Origin of the sequence: Rhizobium sp. CFBP 13726, assembly GCF_014841925.1 — a bacterium.
GTDB lineage: Bacteria > Pseudomonadota > Alphaproteobacteria > Rhizobiales > Rhizobiaceae > Neorhizobium > Neorhizobium soli.
This window is the reverse complement of the sequence record NZ_JACYUU010000005.1, coordinates 372,494-379,257: the sequence shown is the minus strand read 5'-3', so window position 1 is coordinate 379,257 and position 6,764 is coordinate 372,494. Positions and strand designations below refer to the sequence as shown.

At 61.3% G+C, this 6,764-nt stretch carries 3 protein-coding genes; 1 reads left to right on the top strand and 2 read right to left on the bottom strand.

Translation table 11 applies throughout. The features are described from left to right. Window positions 1–454: 454 nt before the first annotated feature. Complete coding sequence (locus IFT66_RS20825; RefSeq protein WP_192078774.1) at window positions 455–2,392, top strand: M23 family metallopeptidase; 1,938 nt, start codon at window positions 455–457, stop codon at window positions 2,390–2,392. 68 nt (window positions 2,393–2,460) lie between these two features. On the opposite strand, the gene clpB is transcribed toward IFT66_RS20825, so the two are convergent. Continuing rightward, entirely contained in the window at window positions 2,461–5,061 is a 2,601-nt protein-coding gene (gene clpB, locus IFT66_RS20820; protein WP_192078773.1) for an ATP-dependent chaperone ClpB, read from the bottom strand. Between the two features lie 392 nt (window positions 5,062–5,453). Further along, complete coding sequence (locus IFT66_RS20815; protein WP_192078772.1) at window positions 5,454–6,482, bottom strand: DUF4167 domain-containing protein; 1,029 nt, start codon at window positions 6,480–6,482, stop codon at window positions 5,454–5,456. Window positions 6,483–6,764: the final 282 nt, after the last annotated feature.

The window sequence follows — 6,764 nt, the reverse complement described above, 5'->3', positions numbered from 1 at the left end:
GTTTTCACCGAAACAAAGAAGTCCGTCGCTAGCAGCGCCGCCGCCCTCGTTCAGTGAGCGGGTTATAGATCCGACCCCCAGAACAAGTCAACAGGGGGCGTCGCAAAAACTTCAAGAAAACGGTAAGGTGCTGATATAGCGTGATAAAATCAGGATCTTCTGGAAAGAGGCCCCGGAACGGGGTATTTGGCGCTAGGTTTATGTGTGCAATCCACCCTGTCTTTGGCCCCGCCTTGAAACCGCCCCGACATCTTCACAATCGCATGGGAAGAGCTTTGCATATGAAGAGTGATTTCGCCCTTATAGAGTACGCGCGAAGGCCATGGGCTTCGACCCGCGAGCCGAGTTTGACTCATGTCGCTAGAACGGGCACATGTTTGGCCCAAGGTACTGCAGGCAGCATTCCCTTGCTGTCTATGGAAGAACACGCATCACGGGACTGGCAAAGACTGGCATGATGACGGCCCGCAGCATGATACGCACGCTCGGCAACGAACCGCCGATCCTCGCCGATGGCCGTCGCGCGCCGGACCGGCGCGAAATTTCCATGCGCTGGCTTTCCGGAACGTTCCTGACCGGCATTACATCGTCTCTCCTGATGGGCGTCGCGCTGTTTGCAGCGCTCGATGGCCGCCAGCAGCTTGCCACGCCTGCCGAAGCCTCTGCCGCGATCCCCTCGGATCATGACGACGACATCACGTCGCGCGGCAAGCGTCTGCTCGGTGGCAATATCGTCGCCATGCCCACCGACCGGCGGATCATGGAAGTGTCCACCGTCGTTCACGAGGGCAATAAGGAAGTCGTGCGCCGCCGGCCCTTCGCGCATGTGAAGATGAACCTTGCGGTCAACAACGTCGCGCCGGAAGCCTATCCGAAATTCGATCCGCTCAGCATCTTCTCTTCCAGCGAAGCGCCGCCGCCGCCCAACAGCCGCACCGGCGTGATCTACGGATCCAACGTGGAATCCGATGTCAGCCTGCAGACGGTGCCCTTCCCGGTCAAGGGCGGCACCTATGCCTATGCGGCGCCGATGACGCTCGAGGAAGTGGAAGAAAACGTCCGATCCAACGGCTCCGTGCTAACGTCAGGCAATACCCAGCTCTCGGCACTCTATTATGTCGACCCGCAGCGCTTCTCCTCCGAAGATGAGGATGTCGACCTGACATCGGGTCTGGCGGCCCGCATTGTCGAGCAGAACATGTCGGTCTCGACGCCCGAACCGTTTACGGCGCGCAGCCGCGAATATGCAGATGATATCATCCCGGTCCGTCAGCCGACCACGATCGCCCAGGCGATGACCTCCGTCGGCTACCCCGATACAAAGGCCCGCGAAATCGCCGGCTACCTCAAGTCGCGGATCGGCAGCGAGGATGTGGCCGCCGGCGACGTGATCCGCATCGGCGTGATCCAGGAGGGCCAGATGGTCCTCGTCGTGCGCGCTAGCATCTATCGCCGCGGCAATCACCAGATCACGGTTGCCGCCGACGACAAGGGCCATTTCATCGACGGCAAGGAACCGCAGATGCTGGATGCGGTCGCATCCGCGTTCAGCGAGCAACCGGCCATCGTCGCCGGCCGCGAATTGCCCGACGTCTATGACGGCATCTATCGCGCTGCCCTCTCCTACGGCATGAACAGTGACATGACGTCCCTGCTCGTCAAGCTTCTGGCTAGCAATGTGGATCTTCAGGCGCAGCTGCGCCCCTCCGACATGATCGAAGCCTTCTTCTCCGTCGCGGACGAAAAGGGCCAGGCCAGCCGGGATTCGGAACTTCTCTATGTAAACGCCCGGTTCGGCGACACGACCACCCGGTTTTACCGGTTCCAGGATCAGGATGACGGTTCGGTCGATTACTTCGATCAGGACGGCCGCAGTGTCCGTCAGTTCCTGTTGCGCAATCCCGTCCCGAACGGACGGTTCACGTCAGGCTTCGGCATGCGCAACCATCCGATCCTTGGCCGTGCCTTGATGCATACCGGTTCCGACTGGGCGGCCCCGCGCGGCACGCCGATCATCGCCACCGGCAACGGCACCGTCGAAAAGGCGGGCTGGGACAGCGGCGGTTACGGCAACCAGACGCTTGTGCGCCATGCCAATGGTTACGTCTCGTCCTACAATCACCAGAGCGCGATCGCCAAGGGTGTGCGCGAAGGCGCCAAGGTCACGCAGGGTCAGGTAATCGGCTATGTCGGCTCGACCGGCCAGTCGACCGGCGCCCATCTCCATTACGAACTCGTGGTCAACGGCACCAAGGTCGATCCGATGAAGGTGCGCCTGCCCGGCGGCAAGTCGCTCGACGGCAAGGCGCTGGCGCGGTTCGAGGAAGAGCGCACCCGCATCGATGCGCTGCTGAAGAGCACATCGAAGCCGGCCGAAGTCGCCAGCCGCTAATCTTGCCCCGATACGAAAAAGGCCGCCCCGTTTCCGGTGCGGCCTCATTTTTCGATCGCGGTTTGCGTTTATGCCGCTTCGCTCATGCTGCCCTTGATGCGAAACAGCAAGCGGTCTGAGCCTGATGTCACGTTGATCGTTGATCCGTCCGGGATCTGTCCGGCGAGGATCTGCTCGGCGAGTGGATCCTGCACGAACTTCTGGATCACCCGCTTTAGCGGCCGGGCGCCATAGACAGGGTCGTAACCCTTGTTCGCCAGCCATTCGCGGGCATCGCTGTCCAGGTCCAGTTCGACCTTGCGATCGGCCAGAAGCTTCAGCAGGCGCTGCAGCTGGATATCGACGATCGCACCCATCTCGTTGCGCTTCAGCCTGTGGAACAGGATGATTTCGTCAACGCGGTTGAGGAACTCCGGCCGGAACGAGGCCTTCACCACGCCCATCACCTGTTCGCGCACGCTTTCGGAATCCTCGTCCTCGCGAAGACCGGTCAGATATTCGGCTCCGAGATTGGAGGTCATGATAATCATCGTGTTCTTGAAGTCGACCGTGCGGCCCTGCCCGTCTGTCAGGCGCCCGTCGTCGAGAACCTGCAGGAGAACATTGAAGACATCGGGATGCGCCTTTTCGATCTCGTCGAACAGAACGATCTGGTAGGGCTTGCGCCTGATGGCTTCGGTCAGCGCACCGCCTTCGTCATAACCGACATAGCCCGGAGGCGCGCCGATCAGCCGCGAGACGGAATGCTTCTCCATGTATTCCGACATGTCCAAGCGCACCATCGCGGTTTCGTCGTCGAACATGAAGCGTGCGAGCGACTTGCTAAGCTCGGTCTTGCCGACCCCGGTTGGGCCGAGGAAGATGAACGAGCCGATCGGCCGGTTCGGATCCTGCAGGCCGGCACGCGAACGGCGCACGGCGCGCGACACGGCCTGCACCGCATCGCCCTGGCCGACGACTGATTTCGCCAACTCGTCTTCCATCCGCAGCAGCTTGTCGCGCTCGCCTTCAAGCATCTTGTCGACGGGAATACCGGTCCAGCGGGACACCACATGCGCGATCGCATCCGGATTGACCACTTCCTGCACCATCGCGTTGCTGGAACTGTCCTGTGCTTCCGCCTGTGCGAGCTCCTTTTCGAGATCGGGAATGACGCCGTAGGTCAGCTCGCCGGCACGCTGGTACTCACCCTTGCGCTGGGCAGTGGCCAGTTCGTTGCGTGCTTCGTCGAGCTTGCCCTTGAGATCGGCGGCAAGTCCGAGCTTCTGCTTCTCAGCCTGCCAGCGCGCGGTCAGCGCATCCGCCTGCTCTTCAAGCGACGTCACTTCGGACTCGAGACGGACCAGCCGGTCGGCCGAGGCTGTGTCGGTTTCCTTCTTCAGCGCCTCACGCTCGATCTTCAGCTGCATGATACGGCGATCGAGTTCGTCCAGCTCTTCGGGCTTGGAATCCACCTGCATCCGCAACCGCGATGCGGCTTCGTCCATCAGGTCGATTGCCTTGTCCGGCAGGAACCGGTCGGCAATGTAGCGGCTCGACAGGGTTGCAGCAGCAACCAGCGCCGAATCCGAGATGCGGACCTTGTGGTGCTGCTCGTATTTTTCCTTGAGACCGCGCAGGATCGAGATCGTATCCTCGACCGTCGGCTCCTCGACCATGACCGGCTGGAAACGACGGGCAAGAGCCGGATCCTTTTCCACATGCTTGCGGTATTCGTCGAGCGTCGTCGCGCCGACGCAATGCAGCTCGCCGCGGGCAAGAGCGGGCTTCAGAAGGTTGGACGCGTCCATCGCGCCATCCGCCTTGCCGGCTCCGACAAGCGTGTGCATCTCGTCGATGAACAGGATGATCTCGCCGTTTTCCGACTGCACCTCGTTCAGCACGCTCTTCAGCCGCTCTTCGAACTCGCCGCGATATTTGGCACCCGCAATCAGCGCGCCCATGTCGAGCGCCATCAGCTTCTTGTCTTTGAGGCTTTCCGGCACGTCGCCATTGACGATACGGAGCGCCAGTCCTTCGGCGATCGCCGTCTTGCCGACGCCGGGTTCACCGATCAGGACGGGATTGTTCTTGGTGCGGCGCGACAGAACCTGGATCGTGCGGCGAATTTCGTCGTCACGGCCGATCACCGGATCTAGCCGGCCATCGCGCGCTTCGGTCGTCAGGTCGCGGGCATATTTCTTCAGCGCCTCAAAGCCCTGTTCGGCGGTGGCGCTATCGGCGGTGCGGCCCTTGCGCAGGTCGTTGATGACCTGGTTGAGACCCTGCGCCGTCAGCCCCGCCTTCTTCAGGCTGGCCGATGTCGAGGCCGAGCTTTCGATCAAAAGCGCCAGCAGCAGGCGTTCGACCGTGACAAAGCTGTCGCCGGCCTTCTTGGCGGCTTCTTCCGCTGTTGAAAACACCTTTGCCAGCGGCTGCGAAAGATAGATCTCGCCATTGCCGCCCGATACCTTCGGAAGCTTGGAAAGTGCAGCGTCGTTTGCGATGCGCGCATCCTTGGCGCTGCCGCCAGCGCGTTCGATCAATGCGGAAGCCATGCCCTGGTCGTCGTCGAGCAGAACCTTGAGCAGGTGCTCTGGCGTAAACTGCTGATGACCAGCGGACAGGGCCTGGGTCTGGGCAGACTGAAGGAAGCCCCGTACCCGCTCGGAATATTTTTCGATGTTCATAAGATAAACCTCCTGAATCGCCCCGCCCTCCATGGAGGCACGGACCGATGATTGAGATGGGGCTCCCTTTAAAGGCGAACCCGGCCGGCCAACCGGCCTTGGTGAAGATATGGGAGCGCGATTTTGTGATTTAAAGACGCGGAGAAGAGGATTTAGGCGATATTGGCGCGGCGTCGATCGAGCCGGGATCGCGCGATGTCGTCGAGCCGACAACTCGCCGCCGCACCCGGGTAAGACCGGCAAGGTAACAGGTGCAAAACGTGCAAGGGACAGGATCCAAGACGAGCCAGGTGCAGCATGGCGATCTCCCGCACGAGCATTCGGCTACCCCTCAAAGAAAAACTCCGGCCTTTCGACCGGAGTTTTCATATCAATCGTAGTGTCAGACCGGCTTATTCGCCAGCTTCTGCCAGGGCCGGCTTGTCGTCACCGTCGCCGGCATCGCCGCCGTCTGCCGCATCGGCATCCTTGCGGGTCTGGCGACGTGGACGGTTGCCTGCCGTGCGGCGACGGCGTGGCGTGGCTTCCGTCTGCGATTCCTCTTCGACCGAAACCTCGACCGGAGTGCCCTCGATATCAGGCTGCGGGCCGGATCCATCGACCACAGGCGCAACGGCTACCGGAGCTTCCGTGACCTGAGGCGCGCGCTGTCTGGTCCGTGTCGGAGCGACCGGCTGTTCGGCAGCAGGTGCAGCAGGCTGCTCCATCGGCTGCTCGCTGCCCTGTTCAGGTGCGCGCTCTGCACGGTCCTGACGCTCTGGGCGGTCGGGACGTTCCGGTCGACGCTCGCGGCGCTCGTTTCGGTCACGCCGGTTTTCGCGCGGCTGCTGGTCCTGGCCGGACTGGCTGCCTTGGTTGTGCCCAGAGTTTTGACCCGGGTTCTGTCCAGAGTTTTGACCCGGGTTCTGTCCAGAGTTTTGACCGGAATTCTGGCCTGAGTGCTGTCCAGAGTTCTGGCTGGAGTTATGCTCGCGGCGTGGCTGCTCGTCCATCATCGGCTGTGGTGCGTAGCCCATATCGTCGCCGTCACCCTGATCCATATCGTCTTGATCGATCGAGTTGCCGTCGCGGTCCTGGTATTCGCCACGCTCCTGATGCTGGAAACGGTCCTGCATCTGTGCCTGCGCTGCAGCAATGATGCGGTAGTAGTGTTCCGCATGCTGCAGGTAGTTTTCGGCCATGACACGGTCGCCTGCGCTTTGCGCATCACGAGCAAGCGTCGAGTATTTTTCGGCGATGTGCTGAGCGGTGCCGCGGATTTTTACATCCGGGCCGGAGCTGTCATAGGACCGGCTGAGCGGATTGCCGCCCTTGCGATTGAAATTGTTGTTTCCACCGCCGCTGCCGCCGCCGCCATTGCTGCTGCCGCCATTGTTGCTGCCACGCCCCCGACCGCGCTTGTTTTGCTGTCCTGGCCTCATATATCGTTCACCAACTCTCTGTCTTCGCTGATAAAAGGCCACGCGGCCCGCCGGTCATCGCCGGAACAGGACTTCGCGTGCCATGCGCAGGTCGACCAAGGCGGCCTGCCGCTTTCAAAGTCAAATTACCTGATCACGCACTGGATCTGCTCAACCTGCTCGGTCTTCGAAAAGAGCCGGTTCTATGGTTGACCTTTTAGCGAGAACGAATCGTTGTTCACTCCCAGCCGCCCCGATGCGTGATTTACGCTAACTCGCTTCCTGAAGGATTCCAAGCCCTTT